Origin of the sequence: Cylindrospermum stagnale PCC 7417, assembly GCF_000317535.1 — a bacterium.
In the GTDB taxonomy this organism is placed as follows: domain Bacteria; phylum Cyanobacteriota; class Cyanobacteriia; order Cyanobacteriales; family Nostocaceae; genus Cylindrospermum; species Cylindrospermum stagnale.
Genome location: NC_019757.1, coordinates 5741968 through 5762222 on the forward strand (window position 1 = coordinate 5741968; position 20255 = coordinate 5762222).

The 20255-nt window shown below is 42.3% G+C and carries 17 protein-coding genes and 1 tRNA gene; 8 read left to right on the forward strand and 10 right to left on the reverse strand.

The annotated features are described in order from the left end of the window. The first annotated feature begins 299 nt into the window (after positions 1-299). On the forward strand, positions 300-659 hold the full coding sequence (locus CYLST_RS24005; RefSeq protein WP_015210337.1) for a hypothetical protein: 360 nt from the start codon (positions 300-302) through the stop codon (positions 657-659). Next, positions 647-1681: a response regulator gene (locus CYLST_RS24010; protein WP_015210338.1), complete on the forward strand. Its 1035-nt coding sequence runs from the start codon at positions 647-649 to the stop codon at positions 1679-1681. The genes CYLST_RS24005 and CYLST_RS24010 overlap by 13 nt, the downstream gene beginning before the upstream one ends. A gap of 160 nt (positions 1682-1841) precedes the next feature. On the opposite strand, the gene CYLST_RS24015 is transcribed toward CYLST_RS24010, so the two are convergent. Continuing rightward, positions 1842-3047: a histidine kinase gene (locus CYLST_RS24015; RefSeq protein WP_172642168.1), complete on the reverse strand. Its 1206-nt coding sequence runs from the start codon at positions 3045-3047 to the stop codon at positions 1842-1844. 137 nt (positions 3048-3184) lie between these two features. Here CYLST_RS24015 and CYLST_RS24020 point away from each other — a divergent pair, with 137 nt between their 5' ends. The 3 genes from CYLST_RS24020 to CYLST_RS24030 all read left to right on the forward strand — a co-directional run bounded on the left by CYLST_RS24020 (position 3185) and on the right by CYLST_RS24030 (position 7502). Continuing rightward, positions 3185-4699, forward strand: coding sequence for a hypothetical protein (locus CYLST_RS24020; protein WP_015210340.1), 1515 nt, complete (start codon positions 3185-3187; stop codon positions 4697-4699). Positions 4700-4827: 128 nt separating this feature from the next. After that, positions 4828-6186 carry an S-layer homology domain-containing protein gene (locus CYLST_RS24025; protein WP_015210341.1) on the forward strand — a complete coding sequence of 453 codons (1359 nt, stop codon included), beginning with the start codon at positions 4828-4830 and terminating at the stop codon, positions 6184-6186. Positions 6187-6509: 323 nt separating this feature from the next. Then, positions 6510-7502, forward strand: coding sequence for an SGNH/GDSL hydrolase family protein (locus tag CYLST_RS24030; protein ID WP_041233242.1), 993 nt, complete (start codon positions 6510-6512; stop codon positions 7500-7502). Here CYLST_RS24030 and CYLST_RS24035 read toward each other — a convergent pair. Next, positions 7444-8220 (reverse strand): class II aldolase/adducin family protein, encoded by a 777-nt coding sequence (locus tag CYLST_RS24035; RefSeq protein WP_015210344.1) that lies wholly within the window; start codon positions 8218-8220, stop codon positions 7444-7446. The two genes, CYLST_RS24030 and CYLST_RS24035, sit on opposite strands and share 59 nt — an antisense overlap. A 71-nt stretch (positions 8221-8291) precedes the next feature. On the opposite strand from CYLST_RS24035, the gene CYLST_RS24040 reads away from it, so the two are divergent. Next, complete coding sequence (locus tag CYLST_RS24040; protein ID WP_015210345.1) at positions 8292-9335, forward strand: M42 family metallopeptidase; 1044 nt, start codon at positions 8292-8294, stop codon at positions 9333-9335. 292 nt (positions 9336-9627) lie between these two features. On the opposite strand, the gene CYLST_RS24045 is transcribed toward CYLST_RS24040, so the two are convergent. The 6 genes from CYLST_RS24045 to CYLST_RS24070 all read right to left on the reverse strand — a co-directional run bounded on the left by CYLST_RS24045 (position 9628) and on the right by CYLST_RS24070 (position 16937). Beyond that, on the reverse strand, positions 9628-10788 hold the full coding sequence (locus CYLST_RS24045; RefSeq protein WP_015210346.1) for a restriction endonuclease subunit S: 1161 nt from the start codon (positions 10786-10788) through the stop codon (positions 9628-9630). Positions 10789-10817: 29 nt separating this feature from the next. Next, the gene (locus CYLST_RS24050) at positions 10818-11456 is read right to left on the reverse strand and encodes a Uma2 family endonuclease (protein WP_015210347.1); all 639 of its coding nucleotides are present in this window, start codon (positions 11454-11456) and stop codon (positions 10818-10820) included. Between the two features lie 96 nt (positions 11457-11552). Further along, positions 11553-13397 carry an N-6 DNA methylase gene (locus CYLST_RS24055; protein WP_015210348.1) on the reverse strand — a complete coding sequence of 615 codons (1845 nt, stop codon included), beginning with the start codon at positions 13395-13397 and terminating at the stop codon, positions 11553-11555. A gap of 141 nt (positions 13398-13538) precedes the next feature. Beyond that, the gene (locus CYLST_RS24060) at positions 13539-14192 is read right to left on the reverse strand and encodes a transposase (protein WP_015210349.1); all 654 of its coding nucleotides are present in this window, start codon (positions 14190-14192) and stop codon (positions 13539-13541) included. A gap of 47 nt (positions 14193-14239) precedes the next feature. Beyond that, positions 14240-16624 carry an EcoAI/FtnUII family type I restriction enzme subunit R gene (gene hsdR / locus CYLST_RS24065; RefSeq protein WP_015210350.1) on the reverse strand — a complete coding sequence of 795 codons (2385 nt, stop codon included), beginning with the start codon at positions 16622-16624 and terminating at the stop codon, positions 14240-14242. Between the two features lie 241 nt (positions 16625-16865). Then, a tRNA-Thr gene (locus tag CYLST_RS24070) sits at positions 16866-16937 on the reverse strand. A gap of 33 nt (positions 16938-16970) precedes the next feature. On the opposite strand from CYLST_RS24070, the gene CYLST_RS24075 reads away from it, so the two are divergent. Then, positions 16971-17243, forward strand: coding sequence for a DUF3493 domain-containing protein (locus CYLST_RS24075; RefSeq protein ID WP_015210351.1), 273 nt, complete (start codon positions 16971-16973; stop codon positions 17241-17243). Between the two features lie 373 nt (positions 17244-17616). On the opposite strand, the gene CYLST_RS24080 is transcribed toward CYLST_RS24075, so the two are convergent. Continuing rightward, the gene (locus CYLST_RS24080) at positions 17617-19248 is read right to left on the reverse strand and encodes a DUF1565 domain-containing protein (RefSeq protein WP_015210352.1); all 1632 of its coding nucleotides are present in this window, start codon (positions 19246-19248) and stop codon (positions 17617-17619) included. A 231-nt stretch (positions 19249-19479) separates the two neighbouring features. Here CYLST_RS24080 and CYLST_RS24085 point away from each other — a divergent pair, with 231 nt between their 5' ends. Beyond that, the gene (locus CYLST_RS24085) at positions 19480-20016 is read left to right on the forward strand and encodes an alpha/beta hydrolase (RefSeq protein WP_015210353.1); all 537 of its coding nucleotides are present in this window, start codon (positions 19480-19482) and stop codon (positions 20014-20016) included. On the opposite strand, the gene CYLST_RS24090 is transcribed toward CYLST_RS24085, so the two are convergent. Then, the gene (locus CYLST_RS24090) at positions 20013-20240 is read right to left on the reverse strand and encodes a hypothetical protein (protein WP_015210354.1); all 228 of its coding nucleotides are present in this window, start codon (positions 20238-20240) and stop codon (positions 20013-20015) included. The genes CYLST_RS24085 and CYLST_RS24090 overlap by 4 nt on opposite strands. Positions 20241-20255 lie beyond the last annotated feature (15 nt).

Sequence of the window (20255 nt, forward strand, 5' to 3'; positions counted from 1 at the left end):
GCTTCAGCCTATGTAATTATCCAGAAAGTCAGTAATAGTTACAAACTCGGCTAACTTGGTTCAATTTAAGTTATACCAGGATTTAGCATTAGCAATTTATAGTTTGCCATGTAATCTCCGCCTCCTTCGCAAGTGTCAAAATTAACTTTTTAGTTCAAAAGTTAAGATATACATTTGACGTTTTCCGTAAAGTTGTAATTTCGCTTCACGAATAGGGAAATATATAAGTAACATTTCCTACTCTTACTGTAGCTGGACAAAAAGCTAACAATTGCCTTTGCGTTCTCAATAGATTGTCTATGCAACCTAGTCATTTACCGCTTATTTGGCTCAAAATAATTGAGCAGTCTCTTGTCAGAAAACAATTGATTGTGAAGGAAGATACACCTTTGCGGCAATTTCTGGTATTTGTGAGGGAGCGATTGCCTTTATGCAACGGCGCCAGGGCCAACCTAGGCGAATGCTCGTATGTGTCCCAGAACCGCCGGTTTCAGGATCGCCGCACTGTTTTTTGTCAGCAAACTCCCAACAATCGCTACTCAAACCAATTGTACAGCCACAGATTCGTGCCACCAGACACTAAACAAACCAGTGAGTCAGAAAGCGGTATCTCCCCGATATTCTCTTTTTCTGTGGAACGCAACTCATGTCAGGCATAAGCCCATTTTCTCTAGGACAGCAACCCCCTTTGGTTTTGGTGGCTGATGATGACAAGATAATGCGATCGCTATTGCGTGAAGCTATGGAACAAGAAGGCTATCGCGTAGTCGAGGTCACTGATGGTAAGCAGTGTTTAGATGCTTTCATGACTGTCAAACCGGACATAGTTTTGCTAGATGCGGTGATGCCTGTAATGGATGGCTTTACCTGCTGTAAGCACTTACTCCAGATTGCCAGAAATAATTTGATGTCGGCATTGGCAACCTTTGATACTGATTCTGCCCTAGGGAATACGGTGATATCTAAACTATGGGGACGCACCCCCATTGTGATGATCACCAGCTTGAATGATGAATCTTCTGTAGACCTAGCCTTTGAAGCAGGGGCAACTGATTACGTGACTAAGCCAATCCACTGGCCGGTGTTGCGTCAGAGGTTACGACGGCTGCTGCAACAAGCACAAGTTTACAAACAGTTGGAGGCGGCAAATCAAGCTTTGCAGCAGCTAGCCAATGTGGATGCTTTAACTAATTTGGCTAATCGTCGACGCTTTGACGATTATCTCAAGGCTCAGTGGATTAATTTAGCACAGGATAAATTGCCCCTGTCACTAATTCTTTGTGATATAGACTTTTTTAAATTTTACAACGATCAATATGGTCATCCGGCTGGGGATGTCTGCTTACACAAGGTGGGTGCTGTTTTAAGTAGTAAGGCACAGAAAACCCAGGATTTAGTAGCCCGTTATGGGGGTGAAGAGTTTGCTGTGATTATGCCCAACACTAAAGCATTTGGGGCATTTTACGTTGCCGAAGCCATGCAAGCAGGAGTGAGGGATTTGCAAATTGTTCATCAGCGGTCTCCTGTGAGTAAGTACGTCACCCTAAGTATGGGGGTGGCAACTACTGTACCTACTTGGGAAGTTTCACCAATAGATTTGATTGTGGCGGCAGATAAGGCACTGTATCAAGCAAAAGCACAGGGGCGCGATCAGATTTTCCCCAAACAAGCAAGTAGGTAGGCGTAAATATTTGTCGTTGGGATTAGGTAATAGGTAATAGGTAATAGGGTTTTCGACTATATCAATTTTTTTTCCACAGTGATTTTTATTTATGTCTTTCTACTTAGTTATTAGTAGTCAAAGAATTAATGACTAATGACTAATGACTAATGACCAATAACTAAGACGGATAAACTGGTAACGTGAAGTGGAACCAGGCTCCACCATTAGGGGCTGAGTCTACCCAAATTTGACCATAATGTGCCCGGACAATGCGTTGGCATAAACAAAGACCAATGCCGTAACCGTCCGTACCTTCATCACGTTGTAGACGGAAGTGATTTTCAAAGATGCGATCGCGATTTTCTTGGGGAATGCCAGGGCCAGTGTCACCAATACTGAACTGAATTTTTTGGGTAGTACGGTGCAGTCCAGCAACGCTGATTGTGCCACCAGCAGGAGTATATTTAATGGCATTATCCAGCAGATTTACTAGCACTTGGCGCATCCGTTCAGGATCGGCATACACACAGGGTAAGTCGTTGGGGATATCTGTTTCCAGCTTTTGGGATTTGCTGGTGTAGCGATCGCGCAATTGCTCGATTACATCCAGGCAGAGTTGCCCTAATTCCATCTTTTGCGGTGTAATCGGTAGTTCTGTATCTTGACCACGACCCACTTGCAAAAGGTCAGCAATCATCCGATCAATCGTCCGGGTTTGGCTGCGGGCTTGTTTTAATAAATGCGCCGTCATGCCTGGTTTGAGTCGCTGAAACTCACCCGTATCTACATTGTAGTTAGTTTGGAGAGTTTCAATCGCGATCGCCGCAGCCGTTAAAGGATTGCGGAGGTCATGTGCTAGCATCGCAATCACTCGGTCTTTAAACTGTAGCTGTTCCTGAAGTTTCTCTTTTTCCTGCTTCAAGCGAAAAATTTCGTCTGATAGTCTGATCAGTTCGGCAGAAGCAGCCACTGAGCGAATTGTCGATTTGGGTGATGCTACCCAAGTATTTTCATCTATACGTTCTTGTAAGTCTTCTTGCATTTTCAAGAAGGTGTCTACGGCAGATTGCCAGCGAGGCCACCAGGTTTTCAATTGGGCAATAATATTACTCCCGGCTAGTACCTGCCGGGGTTCCGGGTGGATTTTAATCAAAGCGGGCGTTGCTACCAATTTAAAGTGTTCCGCCAAATGGGGTTGTTGCCCGACATCGATGATTTGAAGTTCAAAGCTATATTCAGCCTCTAATTCCTTCAGATGGGCGCGTAGTCGCTGAACCTGCTGTCGGGACTTTGGGCGTCCATCAATAAACAGCAACAGCTGGAGTGGAGCCTCAGAATAGATCGGCTGATCCTGGGAAACTTGCATGTAATCGTGTTTCAGCACTGGTAACAACCCGGCGACGCTTTACAGAAAGTAATATGAACTGAGGAATGTCACTAGTCTTATATTTTTTTATTTCAATTTAATATCTATTTTATATTTTAGATTTTTCCTACTCCTATCCGCTCTACGTTTTTGACATGAGACAAATCTTTTTGGAACTTTTACTTTCTTTTTCGCTAACTTCTCCGGACATTCGCCTTGTCCAGGAACATCGCACCCCATCTGACCTGAATTACAATCTGGCAACAGAGGCAGTAGGTGAGGACTTTTATACCACAGCAAGTCGCTTAGTGCAGCAGCAGATATATTTGATTGCTCGCCTTGAGCAAGCGCTGACTGAACCAGATCCCAATAGAATGCGATCTGTCCGGGGGCAATTAACTATTCAGACCAAGTCTGTAGAAGGTTTTCTCCGACGCCAGTACTCAAGTCCCAAAACTTTGTGTACCCCACCAAGAGCGGATTCCTCAATCAACTTGTCCCCCGAACCTGTTCAGTTGACTGAGTCACAAGCACAAATTTACTGCTCTTTGTATGCTTCTAGCCAGGAATTGTTAAAACTTTCCCCAGTCATCGATCAGTTATTGTCTCGCCGGGGTGAATTAGCCTTAGTCAGACAGCTACCCCTAGTTACTGGAGAGCGGCAATTTGACCCAGTGCTTCCCCTAGCGCCAGTCCAGCGTCCCAATCTCGGAAAGCCAGCAACACCTTTCTCTACAAGGGAACCGGATTTAACTCCATCCCCATTGCCGATTGTTGGTAGGGATACAAAGACAGCTATCGCTAACTATCAACCGCCCATACAACCTGCGATCGCACCGTTAGCGGAAGCGCTCACTACTCTCAAAGCTGCCAGTAAACTCTTGAAGGCAGCACGAGGGGCATTTTCAAGAGAAACTCAATTTATAGATCCTCAGGAAACTGCTGCGACACTTGACCGCTTTGCTTACGACATCGATCCCCAAGAACCGCAAACCTACGCTAAACTTCTGGAGTTGTCTAACACGGGCATTTTCCGAGTTTTACCTGATTCAGCTTACCGTCGTCAGCTGAATACTCTCCAGAATCGATTACAAGCCAGCGTTAGCCAACGCTACCCTTTCCCTTCTTTGGGTGAAAATAAAGAAGGGTTTAGTCCCAGTCTAGCACTTCAGATGGATGGTGATAACTTTCATTTAGTGCACCAAGGAGTAGATTACGGCTTTATGGTAGATGTGGGCGACATCCCTCTGGAAAAATTGGATGGAAGACTACAAGCTATTTCGTCACCAACGCGAGAATTTTTCCTCAACTACCAACCTCCCCAGCAGTTAGAAGCCTTACAAGCAGACAGGCAGCGGTTCTTGACTGGCAAAAACCAGAATTGGCAACAAAGTCAGGTGATTTTGGCCGATGCGAAAGCCGAATTAAACCATACTTATGTTGTGCGATCGCTACAATTCCAACTACCAGAGATCATTTTAAGCCGTCAACTCATTCAAGAGCAAAATAGCCGCTCTAGAGCGCAATTAGGACAACTGCAAAGCAGTGATCTCATCCTCGCCTTCCGGCCAGTTCGTCGCCGCAAAGATGGCAGCTATACCGTTATTTGGCGAGTTCTCAATCGATTACCTGCTCCAACCGTTGAAGATTTAGCAAACTATCTGAAATAGGATTCCAGTGCAAACTGCTCCAGCAGGAAATAAAACCAAAATTTCGGAATTTTTCTCAAAGTCATCTTTGCGCCGATAGTAGACAGTCTGCGTTAGGGTAGGAATCGTCACCCGATTTGTGATTTCCTGTGTTGCCTTGTAAATCTCCATCTGTCTTTCTGAGTTTGGCTGTTTTACTGTCTTCCTTAACAGCCTGTGCTAACGGCCCAGTCGCCAAAAACCTGGAGCAGTCCTTGGCGGCAGATCCCAGGCTGCAAGACAACTCTGTTGTTTTTGGGGAAGCTCAAGGTAAAAAACCGCTCTTACAACCAACTGAATCAACAGTTCAATTACCAGCTGATTTTCCCAAAGATATCCCCATATATCCCAATGCCAAACTTGAGGAAGTTAAAAAAGCAACTGACTCAGAAAATAGAGTCTTAACTCGTTGGCAAAGTTCTGACCCTAGCAATTTTATAGCCAGCTTTTATCGCAACCAATTTCAGGCAAACAACTGGCAAATTTTGCGACAACCGACAGAAGAAGGGAGCGGTACTTTTGAAGCGCGGCGTCAAAATTTGCTGTTGAAGGTTGCAGTTGCGCCGAAATCTGTCACAACAGCCACAGCCAATCAACCACAAACATCGACTGAACTATTGATTGAGTACGTACCTAATAGTACTGCCACCACTCAACCTAACCCAACTCAAAATTCTCAGCTTCCCCAACCAGGTGATGCACAGTTTATTGGCCCAGTACTACCCGATACCAATTTGGCAACACAACCAACCACCACACCTGACAACCAAACAACCCCAACGGCTACATCAGAATCTCCAGAATTCAATGATTTAAACAAAGTGCCGCCAGAATGGCGTCAACACATCCAAGACTTGGCAGCATTAGGGATTTTCTCTCAAGATTCAAAGGCAACTAAAAACAACTTTGAACCGGGTAAAATCATCACCCACCGGGAATATGCTCATTGGCTAGTTGCTGCTAATAATGCGATGAATGCTAACAATCCAGCCAAACAAATTCGCTTGGCATCAGAAACTGCTCAACCAGCTTTTAGTGATGTGTCCGCAAAAGACCCTGATTTTGCCGCTATTCAGGGGTTAGCTGAAGCTGGGTTAATTCCTAGTGCTTTGTCTGGAGATTCCACAGCCGTTTTGTTTCGTCCTGATGCACCCCTAACGCGGGAGCAGTTGCTACTGTGGAAAATACCCCTCGATACTCGCCAAGCCTTACCCGCTGCCAACTTAGATGCAGTTAAGCAAACTTGGGGTTTTCAAGATGTAGGAAAAATTGACCCCAAGGCATTACGCGCTGTGTTGGCTGATTTCCAGAATGGTGAACAATCGAATATTCGCCGGGTATTTGGCTATACGACCCTGTTTCAACCCAAAAAACCAGTGACTCGCGGTGAGGCGGCTGCTGCTTTGTGGTACTTCGGTACTCAGGGTGAGGGGATATCGGCTGCTGAGGCTCTGAAGTTAAAGCGATAGCCTATTGCCTCTAATTCATCGATAGTGGTGGGAGGGGCTGTTTGCCTACCCAATATATATTTATCTGCCATCTGCTAGCTTTATCATTCCTTTGTAATACACCAGTCAATTATCAAGACTGAGTAAATATACGTTATTTTATTCGATTTATCTTACACATAACTGTTTAATATTTTCCTAGAGAATAAATAAAATTACGTAAATAAACTTAATAAGCTGTACTTGTTTTGGCAATAACTACAAAACAACCTAGAGGTTTATCTCCGTTCTCAATATTTATGATCTGTGAGACACAGCGCAAAAATACTGAAAATTCAATAAACATGAAAAACCAAGTTGTAGCGGCAGGATTTGTCATCTTTTCTTTCATGTTGCCCCTGAAAGCGAATGCGGCAACTTTTAGTCAAATTTACGCTTTTGGCGACAGCCTGGTTGATAATGGCAATGCCTACCAGTTAACAGGCGGGGCTATTCCCCCAGAGCCATTCTACGATAACGGGCGTTTTTCTAATGGCCCAGTTTGGGTGGAGTATCTCGCAAATGCTCTAGGAATACAGGAAACCAACTACGCAGTGGGTGGTGCGAATACAAATACCTCTAACACCTTGATTCCTAACAACCCCCTGAATTTGCCAGGGTTGACGCAACAAATCCAGACCTTTGTGGCAAGTTATCCCCAAGCTGACGAGAACGCCCTGTATGTAGTCTGGGCTGGTGCTAATGATTACCTTGGTGCTGGGGTGACAAATCCTCTGCTACCAGTGAATAATTTGGCAAGTACAGTGGCAACACTTGCCTCCGTCGGCGCTAAAAATTTCTTGGTGGTTAATTTGCCTGATTTAGGTAAGCTTCCCGGCACTAAAGGGAGTCCTTTTTCTGGTGGACTTAACTACTTAACTGGACTTCATAATTCTGCTTTAAGTCAAACTCTCAATGGTTTGAATCAGCAGCAACCAAACATCAACATCACTCTTCTCGATATTAATTCTTTAATTAATCAAGCGATCGCATCTCCAGGCAAATTTGGTTTCACTAATGTTACTGACCCTTGCTTAAACCTGGATGCTCAAACAATCTGTGCTAACCCAGATGAGTATTTGTTTTGGGACGCGATTCATCCCACAACCTCCACTCATAAAATTGTCGCAGGAGCCGCATTGGTGGCAGTTCCCGAATCTTCGCCTGTGTTGGGGATGTTGGCTTTAGGGGCTTTGGGTGCAACAGCATTGCTCAAGCGCAAACAAAAAAAGTCACCGCTTACTCCAGCAAGTCGGGTTCTTGCCGCACAATCAAGTCATATAAAGGTTGAAAACTAAACCAACCCAATTCATGTGTTCCCACTTGGCTGTGAGCCACACTAGCAGACTCAGCTTTGATGGGGCTGGGTTTGCCAGCAGCTTCTGCCAATAATTGAGCTTGACAAGAACGCTCCATTGTGGTAAACCACCAGGCAGCCTCATCAACAGAATGACCCACTGTCAGCAAGCCGTGGTTTTTGAGGATAATCGCTTTATTGTTGCCTAAAGTTTGGGCAATCCGCTGTCCTTCTTTTGGGTCGAGCACAACGCCTGTGTAATCTTCAAACAGGCTATGATCTTGGTAAAAAGAACAGGCATCTTGGGTGAGGGGGTCGAGGAGGCGTCCAAGGCTAGACCAGCTTTTGCCATAGATAGAATGGGCATGAGCCGCCGCTACTACATCGGGACGAGCCGCATGAACTTGAGAATGAATGGCAAAAGCTGCCCGATTCACCGGGCGATCGCCTAAAATTACCTCACCCTCTTGGTTTACTAAAATGAGGTCACTCACTCGAATCATACCGAAGTGCATCCCGAAAGGGTTAACCCAAAAGTGTTCTGGGTGTTCCGGGTCCCGTGCAGTGATATGTCCGGCTATACCTTCACTAAACCCAAACCGCGAAAATAGGCGGAATGCTGCTGCTAGGCGTTGCTGGCGGTGCAGTCGTTCATCGGCAATAGATGTAAAAGTTGGTGGTTGAGGGATATTCGGCCTTTCGTTAGAGATAACTTGCATATTGCCCCCTGAATCGGTGATTTTAAGTAAAATTATCTATATTTACTTTCCAAAGTAATACACTTTTTTTGATGTGGAACTACGAAGAGTTATTTAATATTATTCAAGAATTGGTCATGCACCATTCTCCTAGTGGTTTAGAGGCGGAGATTAACCAGTTGCTGTTACAGCGATTTGCAGCGCTGGGTGTGGAAGTTTGGTGCGATCGCGCCGATAATATTATTGCCAAGATTCCTGGCAAAAATCCTGAACGCGCAATTGCCATCACCGCCCACAAAGACGAAATTGGCGCAATTGTCAAGACTGTAGGTGAAGCAGGCAAAGTTGAAGTCCGCAAGCTTGGCGGTTCTTACCCCTGGATTTACGGCGAAGGTGTTGTTGATTTACTCGGAGACAATGAAACTATCAGCGGCATTCTCAGCTTTGGTTCTCGCCATGTTTCCCACGAATCACCGCAAAAAGCCCAGCAAGAAGATACCGTTGTCAAGTGGGAAAATGCCTGGATTGAGACCAAGCTGACTACCGAGGAACTTGAAGCTGCTGGCATTCGACCGGGAACGAGAATGGTAATCGGCAAGCATCGCAAGCAGCCAGTCAGATTAAAGGATCATATTGCCAGCTATACCCTGGATAATAAAGCCTCTGTGGCGATTCTGCTGGCATTAGCTCAAACTTTAAAACAGCCTGTTGTCGATGTATATTTAGTGGCGTCAGCAAAAGAAGAAGTTGGCGCTATTGGGGCGTTATTTTTTACTCAAAACCAGCGTTTGGATGCTTTGATCGCTTTAGAAATTTGTCCGCTTTCCAGTGAATACCCAGTTAAGGATGGAAAAGATCCGGTTATTTTGGTTCAGGATGGCTATGGGATTTATGATGAAACCTTAAACGGACAACTGCGCCAAAGTGCCAAGCAACTAGATATGCCTGTGCAACTAACAACCCTGAGTGGGTTTGGTAGCGATGCCTCAATTGCGATGAAATTCGGTCATGTTTCCCGCGCGGCTTGCTTGGCATTCCCCACAGAGAACACCCACGGCTATGAAATTGCTCATTTAGGTGCGATCGCAAATTGCATCGATTTATTAAAAGCCTACTGCGAAACCGACTTTGATTAATCTACATTTGCAGAAATGCCAGAACGTCAGCAGTCAATCAAGTTGTGCCCTTAAGATAATCTGTACCTCACCAAGTTGCAATCTGCCGTAGGATATCGAGTGCGATCGCTTGATTTTTACTAAACCCAAATTTTTCGCCCTTATTGGTGATGTTTATCTACTATATCTTTTGAAATAACTTTATAGGATTTACGCAAAATGTCACTAAAAGCCCTATCTTCCCGTAGCGGTAATTCATGAATTACCGCTACTTTCCTTTTGTTTTGCGTAAGTCCTGCTTTACTAATTTGGTTCACAATTCCCCTTTAAATGCTTTATCGAGAATTGCCGGTAAAAGGGCATCAAGTTCTTTTATTGCTTCTTCTCTGTGTTGCTTCATTGTGTCTACTTTGGTTTGGAGTTCATCGAGGTAGGCAACTATGCGACGTTGTTCCGGGATGGATAAATCCGACGGAAAAGGAATATTCATCACCACGTCCTGAGAAATCTTTTTCATCGTGGGACTTGTTCCTTTTGCTTTACCCTTGATGTAGTTACGCACTAATGTACAAGCCAGCCAATGATGTACAAATTGTTTATCTGTCTTAGATTCATCAGTTTCTAGGCGCATCATCAAGTCAGGATAGATACATGGATAGGGAGAACCATTGTAAATTGCAGCGTGTCCTACTAACTCAGGAGTGTTGCTTCTGGTAATAAGTAAATCACCAGGTTTCAGCCAGTAATGTGCATATATTGAAACAGGTTCTGATGTTCTTTTAAATTCAGTTTGTCGGTAGGAAAATCCTGTCACAGCACCAAGTGACAAAATAGGAGTACCTTCTGGCATATTATTGCATCTTGCTGACCAACCATTTCTGGGTTTTTCAAGCAAAACATCGGATAATTGACCTTTAACGAGCGTCTTGGCTAATAATTTTGTTGATTCAACAGCAAGAAGCACGTCTGTTTCTTCAAGTGCTTTTTGACGTAGCGATCGCACTTCCTCAATTTTCCCCACCAATTCCTCAACCCGCAACACTATCCGCCGTTGTTCCTCTAGCGGTGGTAGGGGGATTTTCATCAAGAGAAATTTGTCTTCTTTTAGCCTAACCCTATTTGTAGTTCCTTCACTAGCAGCTTTACAAAGTTCTATAAAATCCTTTGTTTTACTTATCCAGTCAAGAAATTGTGGCACAATTTTTTGATTGTTAAGCGTAAAAACAGGAAAATCATTAGTAACAACAGCACCATGACGCGCATCAATTCTAGACAAAATAAATTGCCCATAACGTACTTTTAATCTTTTAGTAGCCGCTATTTCTGCTCCGCTTACTTCATTACGTTCTATAACACCTTTGCCCCAGATTTTGACAGTTACTTGTTTATATTTTTCTGTTGGGTTAATATCTATCCATTCTTCAGATTTAATAAGTAATTCACCTAATGGCACTAAAGGATAAACTTCATTCATAATTATTTGTATATATTTGTAGGGGCAATTCACGAATTGCCCCGACGAATGCTTTCACGAAAATTTAAAATTAAATCTTTTGGTTTTTCACCAGACAAAACCAAACTTGCTAACAAAGCTAAATCTAAATCTGGTAAAAATTCACTTTTTGATATTTTCTCATACTTATCACCACGCAGATAATATAAAAAAAATTGATTATTCCGCCAAAACCAAACTTCCGGTACACCCAAACCTTGATAAATTAATAAATCATCAATTCCCCCACTCGTCACAACCACCTCAATAGCCAAATCAGGAACAGATTTTTCAGAATCAAAACAATAACATTCATCTGGTTCAATACCTCTAGCGGCCGCTTCCCTTCTAAAAGTAGTTGAACCTAAAGGATAAAAATCAATATCTTTTTCAATAAAATAGGTTTCTAATAATACAGCAATAATCTTTTTATCAAACTCATGGCGACGACTAGGAGACATTATTTCTAAAGTACCTTCTAAATATTTAAAGCGATAATGAGAAGTATTTTCAAATCGCTGTAACAGAATCTCATATATATTCCAGTTAATCCCATTCATCAGTAAAATTTGGTCAGAATCAACATTATCTAATGCTGATTGACTCGTTAATTCTTCCCAGAGACTAAACTTTTCTAGTAAACCTAACATTGGCACTGCTCCAAAATACATTTAATCTCAGTAGGGGCAATTCACGAATTGCCCCTACACCGGATAATTCATGAATTACCCCTACATGAATTATCTCTAACCCAAAATTGCTTTAATTTCAGACATAATTTCAGCAACTCGCCGATCCTTCTCTAATATATCATTTACCAATTGCTCAGGCGGTAAATGTTCAAAATCCGTCTGATTATTCGGGTTTTTCCGGTCAAGATTATAAATTGCCCAGTAAATAGCATCACCTTTCCCTTTCTCAACCTTAGCAATCTCGCGCTGATTTTGCTCCTCAATTTGAGACTGTTTTACCTCATCCTTAACTGTTTGAATCTGCTGTTTAATTTTGACAACTTCTTGAGGTAGCGAAAAATCCAAAATAGAATTTTCTAAACCTTTGATTTTCTCAGTTAATTGTTTTACCTTCTTAGTAAGCTCATTAGCAATTTCCTCCGCTTGATTACCAGCATCCCAATAAGGTTTTGCATCTTTTATCGCCTGATGATAAACTTCCCTAAAGTTATATTTCCAAGCATATTGATTTTCTTCCCTATTCTGCCACCATGCCACACATTCAGCAAAATCTTCATCCTGTATCGGCTTAGTTTTTGTGTAAGTTTTTCGTCCTTCTGGTAACGGAATTTCATAAAACCAAATTTCATCCGTTTGTCCAGAACGGTCAAAAAATAACAAATTTGTCGGAATGCCAGTATATGGTGCAAAAACCCCATTAGGAAGACGAACAATCGTATGCAAATTAAAATCCTTCAGCAAATCTTCCTTAATTTTGGCGCACATACCATCCCCAAACAGCACCCCATTAGGAAACACTACAGCAGCGCGTCCTGTTTGTAGAGACAATTCATGTAGGGGTAATTCATGAATTACCCCTACGCGGGGTTTCGGTCTTTGTCGAAGACGACGCATAATTAACTGAAGGAATAAAAACGCCGTTTCCTTAGTTTGTCTATCTGGTGGAAAATTCTTTTTAATTCTGTCTTCTTCCTCACCCCCAAACGGTGGGTTAGTGAGAATTATATCCACCCAATCTTTTTCACCCATTTCTGACAGAGTAAACCGCAGACTATTACCATCATCAATATCGGGATATTCAAACCCATGTAATAGCAAACTCATGTGCGCTAACATTAAAGGCAAGGATTTCGCCTCAGCACCTATCAAGCTTTTTTGTAATATCTGCCAATCTTGGGCGCTACAATTCTGTTTCAGGTATTCATAAGCCTCAACCAAAAAACCACCCGTTCCGCAAGCAGGGTCAAAAATCGTTTCCCCCACCTTCGGTGCTATTACCTGCACCATAAACCGCACTACCGGACGGGGGGTGTAAAATTCTCCCGAATCTCCCGCAGCGTCCCGCATTTCCTTTAGCATCGACTCATACAACGTGCTGAGGAGGTTCACTTCTTCTGATTTATCAAAGTGAATTTCATTTACCTTATTCAGCACATCCCACAGCAAAGTTCCGCTAATCATGCGGTTATTGACATCTTTGAAAACCTTAGCGATAACATCAGCGCGTTTATTACCGGTTTTGCTTTTGAGATTCCGCAAATAAGCCAGTAACCCTGCACCTTTCGTGTCATCTGGTAAAATCGCCTCATCATTATTGATGAAACTTTTTAATCTGTCTCCTGTAAAATTTTCATTAGCAGCCCAATCACGCCAGCGATAAGGCGTTTGAATCGTTGGTTTATAAGAAATTCCCTCTAATTCTGCTTCCGCTTCATGCAGTTTCTCCGAATCATCCAACAGTTTCAAGAACATAATCCAAGTCAACTGGGGAAGCCGGTCTAATTCTCCATTTAGACCTTTATCAGTCCGCATAGTATCACGCGCTGATTTAACCACACTTCCCAGTTTTTGGGCTGTAGTTATAACTTTATCGTTTTGTTTAGTAGTGCGTTTTCCCATTTATGCCTCTATTGTCGGGATAATTCACGAATTACCCCTAAATCCTGTTAATTTCACTGTAGAGACAATTCACGAATTGTCTCGATTAAATCCTGTTAATTTTACTGTAGAGACAATTCACGAATTGTCTCCATCAATTATTTATAAATCTTTACGACCGAAATCGCGCCAAAATAGTAATTCTTCCTGATCAGGTTTACCATCAGGATTATCACAATCTAGCGCCCATTTTAGCGGATTATTAACAATATATTGCCTAATTCGCTCTAATTCAGATTCATTACGGACAATATGCTCATAATAATTTCCCTGCCAAAGTGATGTACCTGAAGCTGAAATTTTCTGATTAATAGCTTTAGCCGCATTCATCTTGAAATAACCAATGACTTTAGGTAAAAGTATATTCCGGCGTTCACGTAGGGACAATTCATGAATTGTCCCTACATTAGTTAATTGTTGTGAATGCGATTTATAAATTGTCTCTAAATCTGTAATTACAATAATTCCATGTAGATGATTAGGCATAATAATGAATTCATCTAACTCGATATTTGGATATTTACTAGGCAATGAATACCAGAAATCTAATACTATATTTCCTAATTCATTAAGATTGACCTCGTTATTAGCGATATTCCCAAATAAACACTTTCTTTTATTTGTACAAATAGTAATAAAGTAAGCACCAGCCTGAGAATAATCATACCCACGTAAACGAAGAGAACGACGATAAAAACTCTTAGTGTGGTTTTCCATGTTATCAAATTTATATATTATTTGTAGGGGGAGATTCATGAATTCCTGTTTTATATATTATTTGTAGGTGCAATTCATGAATTGCCCTACGCCGAATACAATAAAACTTGCAAATAATTTACCGCTTCCCTAAGTTGCTGAACACCCCCAAATCGTTGAGCAATTTCAACCGCATTACCATAATTATCAAACTCACGATTAGCTTTAAAAGTCGTCGGAATATTAAACTCCTCAACCCCCTTCTGTGCATACTTATCCAAAATAATCTCTAAAATTGCCCTCGCATCCTCCCCATATTGCCCAAAAAAGTTAGCTTGACGACGACGCAACCTTTCAGCCCGTTGCTTGCAAGTCAACACCGGAGCATCAAACGCAATATGACATAATAAATCAAAAGGATCAGCTTCAGGAAAATTTGTAACTTCTTTTAACTCATCAAAATCAATTCCCTTATCTGCCAGCAAATCAATAATTTCTGCACGTTCTTCAGGAACAGCCCAGCGTTGTTGTATTTCTATAGTAGAACGATAGAGAATCCTAACTTGCTCTCTCGTGTAGTCAATTAATTTAGACAAACGCAGTTGATTATCTGCATCTAAATCATAAATTCCTTCTTCAACAATTTCCTCACTACCACCATCAACGTAATATTTATGAGGTGGTGCATCATCATCATCTGGTATAACTAATTCATCAATTACCCCTACATCTTCTTCCCGTAGGGACAATTCATGAATTGTCCCTACAAATTCATGAATTGTCTCTACGAGAATTTGCCCTTGTTCATCAATTTCTGATTCATTAATTAAATTAGGTTCACCATCAAAATCTTTATCTTGAAATAGTACAGTGCAATTAGTATAATCAACTATATTAAAATACATTTTGCCCTGTTCTTGTCTTACACGAGTTCCCCGTCCAATGATTTGTTTAAAATCTGTCATTGAGCGAATAACACGGGCAAGAATAACATTTTTACAGGTAGGAATATCCACCCCAGTTGTTAGCAGTTTCGCAGTTACAGCAATGATATGAGTTTCATTTAAAACATCTTTAAATTTATAGAGATGTCCTTTCCCCACATCACCAGCATCAGAAGTAATGCGCGTTATGTAATCAGGATTTGTTTTTGTAATATCAGTATTGAGGTTGCGTAACTCCTTTACCATTGCCTTAACGTGATCTTCATCCACACAAAAAACAATTGTTTTGGCATAACGATCTGTATGTTTGAGAAAATCGGTAATGTGTTTAGCAATAGCTTTTGTTCGCGCTTCTCTAACTAATTTCTTCTCAAAGTCTGGAGTTTGATAAACATCATCAGGAATCCTTCTACCATAACGATCAATTTGTCCAGTACTAGGCCGCCATCCTTCCTTATCAGAACGGGTAGTAACCCGATAAACTCGATATGGTGCTAAGAAACCATCATCAATCCCTTGTTTGAGAGAATAAGTATAAAGAGGATTACCAAAATAGTGATAAGTATCTACGTTATCATCTCGTAACGGTGTCGCCGTCAATCCCAATTGATAAGCAGGTGCAAAATATTCTAAAATTTGTCGCCAGTTACTTTCATCTCTGGCGCTACCTCGATGACACTCATCAACAATAATCAAATCAAAATAATCAGGACTATATTCTCTATATAGCCCTAAACTATTCTGGTTATCACTAATTGCCTGATAAATAGCAAAATACAAATCACGTCCTTTTTTTGCTTCACCCTGAATTTTGTAGATTTTATCCTTATCAAAAGCAGAAAAATCTTTATTCATCGGGTCATCTACTAATATATTCCGGTCTGCCAAAAATAAAATTCTTGGTGAACGAAAATAACCCGATGTATTCCATTCTATTCTTGACAGTTTCCAGGCGATTTGAAAAGATACCGTCGTTTTACCCGTTCCTGTTGCCATTGTCAACAATAACCGCTTTTGCCCTTTAAAAATTGCTGCCAGTGCTGCATTAATAGCATTTCTTTGATAGTAACGTACAGGTTTATCTGGAATTGGATAAACAGGAGTTAACAATTTATCAGCAATATCTTCTCTAATTTGCTCCTTCGATTCCCCTTTTAACCTGCGCCAAAGTTCATCAGCACTAGGAAATGAGTCCATCACATCGGACTGTTTACCCGTGATGAAATCAAACTCAACAATTCCCTGTCCATTAGTGGAGTAAGCAAACTTTACTCCTAGAATATTGGCATAGTCTCTAGCTTGTTCTAGTCCCTCATCAGGGGTTTTGCGTTTCCGCTTCGCTTCTACCACTGCTAAGGGAAAATCCCCTTTTAAGAGTAAATAATCGGCAAATTTTCTTTTACCACGTGGTTGACGCTGATTTTTCGGTCTAATCTTACCATCAGTAAAATAATACTGCTCTAGGTAACTATAAGGCTCCGTATCCCAACCTGCTTGATTTAATTTTGGTTCTACATACTTACGACAGGTATTAGCTTCATTACTCATGACTACTAAGTTCACTGGTTACTTTTCTAACTTAACCCCTAACCGTTGATAAATAATTAGGACTTACGCATCAAGTAACAAATGTAGGGGCAATTCATGAATTGCCCCTACGGTAAATCAAGGGTTCCACACCAGTTTTGAGTAAGTCCAAATAAGAGATGAACCAAATTACTGTTCATTGTTGTTTAATAGACAGTGAATCTACCCAACAACGGCAAGACTTACACTTTCTACACACTAAAGCCGATGATGGGATTTGAACCCACGGCCTGCTGATTACGAATCAGCTGCTCTACCCCTGAGCCACATCGGCGCATACAATCTAGCAGTATAGCACTATTTACCTATGGTAGACCAAAATCCTAAAAATCGCCTTAACTCTAAACAATATGAACGCTTGAAAGCAGAAGCAGCAGCCCCTTATCGCGGTTTACGGCAATTGGTCTATATTGGTTTTGGCGCTTCTGGCTTTATCGGCGCATTTGTATTTTTTTTCCAATTGCTTGCAGGTCGCAATCTTGACAGCGCTTTACCCAACTTCGCCCTTCAGATGGGAGTCGTTGCCCTAATGGTCTTTCTCTGGCGCTGGGATAGGAGTAAGGACACCGACAAGACTTAGAAATGCTTTGTACGTCTGGACAGGTTCTACCTGGAAACGAAATTTTCAAGGGCGGTTAGAAACCGCAACTACACAGACAAAACCCGCCTGCGCGGGTTTCAAAACATTGATTTTTCTTAATCCGCGCAGGCGGACTTCGCTTGTGTAGCCGCGAATTCCATTCGCCCTGGCTGGAAACGAGACGAGATTTTCAAGGGCGGTTAGAAACCGCAACTACACAGGCAAAACCCGCCTGCGCGGGTTTCAAAACATTAATTTTTCTTAGTCCGCGCAGGCGGACTATCCCTACGGGACGCTACGCGAACGTTTGTGTAGCCGCGAATTCTATTCGCTGTACCGTACCTACGGCGTATTACTTTACCCCTACCGCGTGTTACTGCGCTGTTACCAAATAAGCAGAGGGAATTGCCGGCGCACGTCCAGCACTAACCAGCGCTTGGTAAACAAAAGCCGCAACTTCTGCCCTCGTCGCATCGCGATTTGGTTCAAGTTGCTTAACTGTGGGATAGTTAATCACCAATTGCCTTGTAGTAGCTGCTGCAACTGGGCCAACCGCATAACTAGGAATCAGGGCAACATCAGAGTAAAACGAAATGATATTTTGATCATTAGCAGTAAAACCCAAACCATTAGCTAAAGCAACTAACGCCTGCACTCTCGGAATTTGCTGCTGTGGCTTAAAAGTACCATCGGGATAACCAGCTACAAATTGACTCTGGTAAGCCGATTGAATCGCCGCATAAGCCCAAAAATTGCTTTGCACATCCCGAAAATTAATCGCTGTACGTTTAGGGGTTGGTGTCAAAGCTTTAGTGATAATAGTGGCAAATTGGGCGCGGGTTACAGGTTCATTTGGTTTGAAACTGCCATCAGGAAACCCAGCAATAATATTTGTAGATGCTAAAGCTTCAATATAAGCCTTTGCCCAGTAACCTGTAGGCACATCCTTAAATGCAGTACCTTGACCAGATGGTTGGTCAACAGTTGCGGCAACAAAATCCACCGAACCAAAAATCCGCTTTTGATCAATATCGTTGCCAACAGCAATAATTCTATTAGTTTTGGTGGCATTATTCAGATCATAACGAGTGTTATTGCGAATGAGATTACCACCAGGATTTTCATTTGTGCCCAAGTCGGGGAGAGCATCGACGGTTGCCACTATCCCATCTTGCGTATTTTTCTGAATTACATTGTTACGCAGTACAGGTTTAGCTGATTCTGAGATATAAATACCAGCTTTGTTTTGGACGATTTGGTTTTCTGCCACTAGGGGTGTGGAAGTACCACCAATGGCCAGACCAAAACCAGTATCTTGAAATAGGTTATTGCGAATCTCTCCTTGGGCAGATTTAGCTACAGAAACTCCGTTGCCCTTGTTTTGCACAAAGACGTTATTGAGTATTTTGGGATTTCCTGTACCCGTGACAAACACACCCTCTCTGGCACTGTTAGCAAAAGTACTATTTTGGATAATAGGATTAGTCGATTCAACCCACACAGCAGTACCGCGCTGATTTGAGTTAGTGACACTAACACCTGTGATAGTAGTTCCGTTGTTAGCCAAGATTGTCACGTCTTGTCTAGCAAAAGTCCGACTGGTGTAAAAACCACCGCCAGTAATCAAGATTGCTTGACCTTTGCTGGCATCATCACCCCGTAGCGTCACCCCTTCTTTGAGCAGAAGTGGAAAAGTTTCTCCACTGTTCTTGTCATAGCTTCCAGCAGCTAGCTGAATAATTGTACCGGATGTGGCTTGATTGAGGGCAAAGGTGATGGTTTTGTAGGGGGCTGCTGCCGTTACACCAACACCAGCTTTATCTGCACCAGTTGCTGGATTAACGTAAATGACTGTTGCATTTACCGGAACTTGGGCTGTTAAAGTTGGCGTAGCACCAGCATTTACCTCACTAGGCAATAGCATGGAACTACCAGAAACAACCAACAAAGCCGCGAACCCGGCTCGCAAGGGTAAGGTAGAGATATTAAAACCCCGGTATTTCATTTTTTTGTCTTGAATGTGCTGAACTTGCAGTTAAAGTCAAAGTTAACAGAACTATACCGGATGATCAGCACTTGTTCAGCCAAATTTCTGGATTAACGACCTAGACTTACTTTATTCAGCACTGTGCTTCTACAACTGTTTGCACAGACCAAAATCGGCTTGGTCTGTCAGCAGCAACTAATTGTGTGGGAATATCGTCACAGAAACAGTACGCTTTGGCAATGAGGGGAAATGCGCCGCCAATTTTTGTCCCTGCATCGCGCCTTGTTCTTCGTAATCAGTGGTTATCTTATCATCTCCAGCATTCCTGCCTTTGCTGCTGAACGAGTGGTGCTGAAGTACCGCATCTTCCGTGAATCGCTTTCTGTGGAAGAACTCTCAACTTTTGCCCAAACTGGTAAACTCTCAACTGGGCTAAAAATCGATTTGGCTTTGGCACAACAAAACCCCAAAGCAATTCGTCAGTCTTTGATAGCACCTGTGAAAGTCAACCCCATAATTTTAGATCGGGTGTTGAATAGCCCAGTTGGTAACGTTATATTGGATGAACTCAGTCAAGTGATTCATAGCCCGTCGCGTAAAGCTGATCGGCAAGCTTGGCGCTCGGCTTTAGCGATTTCTGCTAGTGACGATGGACAGATAACACTGCTAGAAATTATGCAAAATTATCCGACTGCGGAAATTGAAGTTGACGGTGAGCGCTTAGAAAGTGCCTACCGTCAACTTCGCCGTTTGCAAGTAAGTTTCCAAGATTTACTTGGTATTTAGTAAGCTAAAGTTTCTAAAGTTTCTCGTAAATACCGCTGTACTTGCTGTTCTAAGCGCAGCCCATGTAATTGAGCATCGCGTTCTAGCTGCCAGCGTTGGAAACCGGAGCTAGCAGAAATCGCGTATTTGAGGTTGTGCCAAATTTTAGGATCACGAGAGAATTGGCGATCGCCTTTTAGGGCGCTACGCTCTGCGGAATCGCTAGAAGCTGGAATTTGAGCCATAGTTCCTCATTCCTC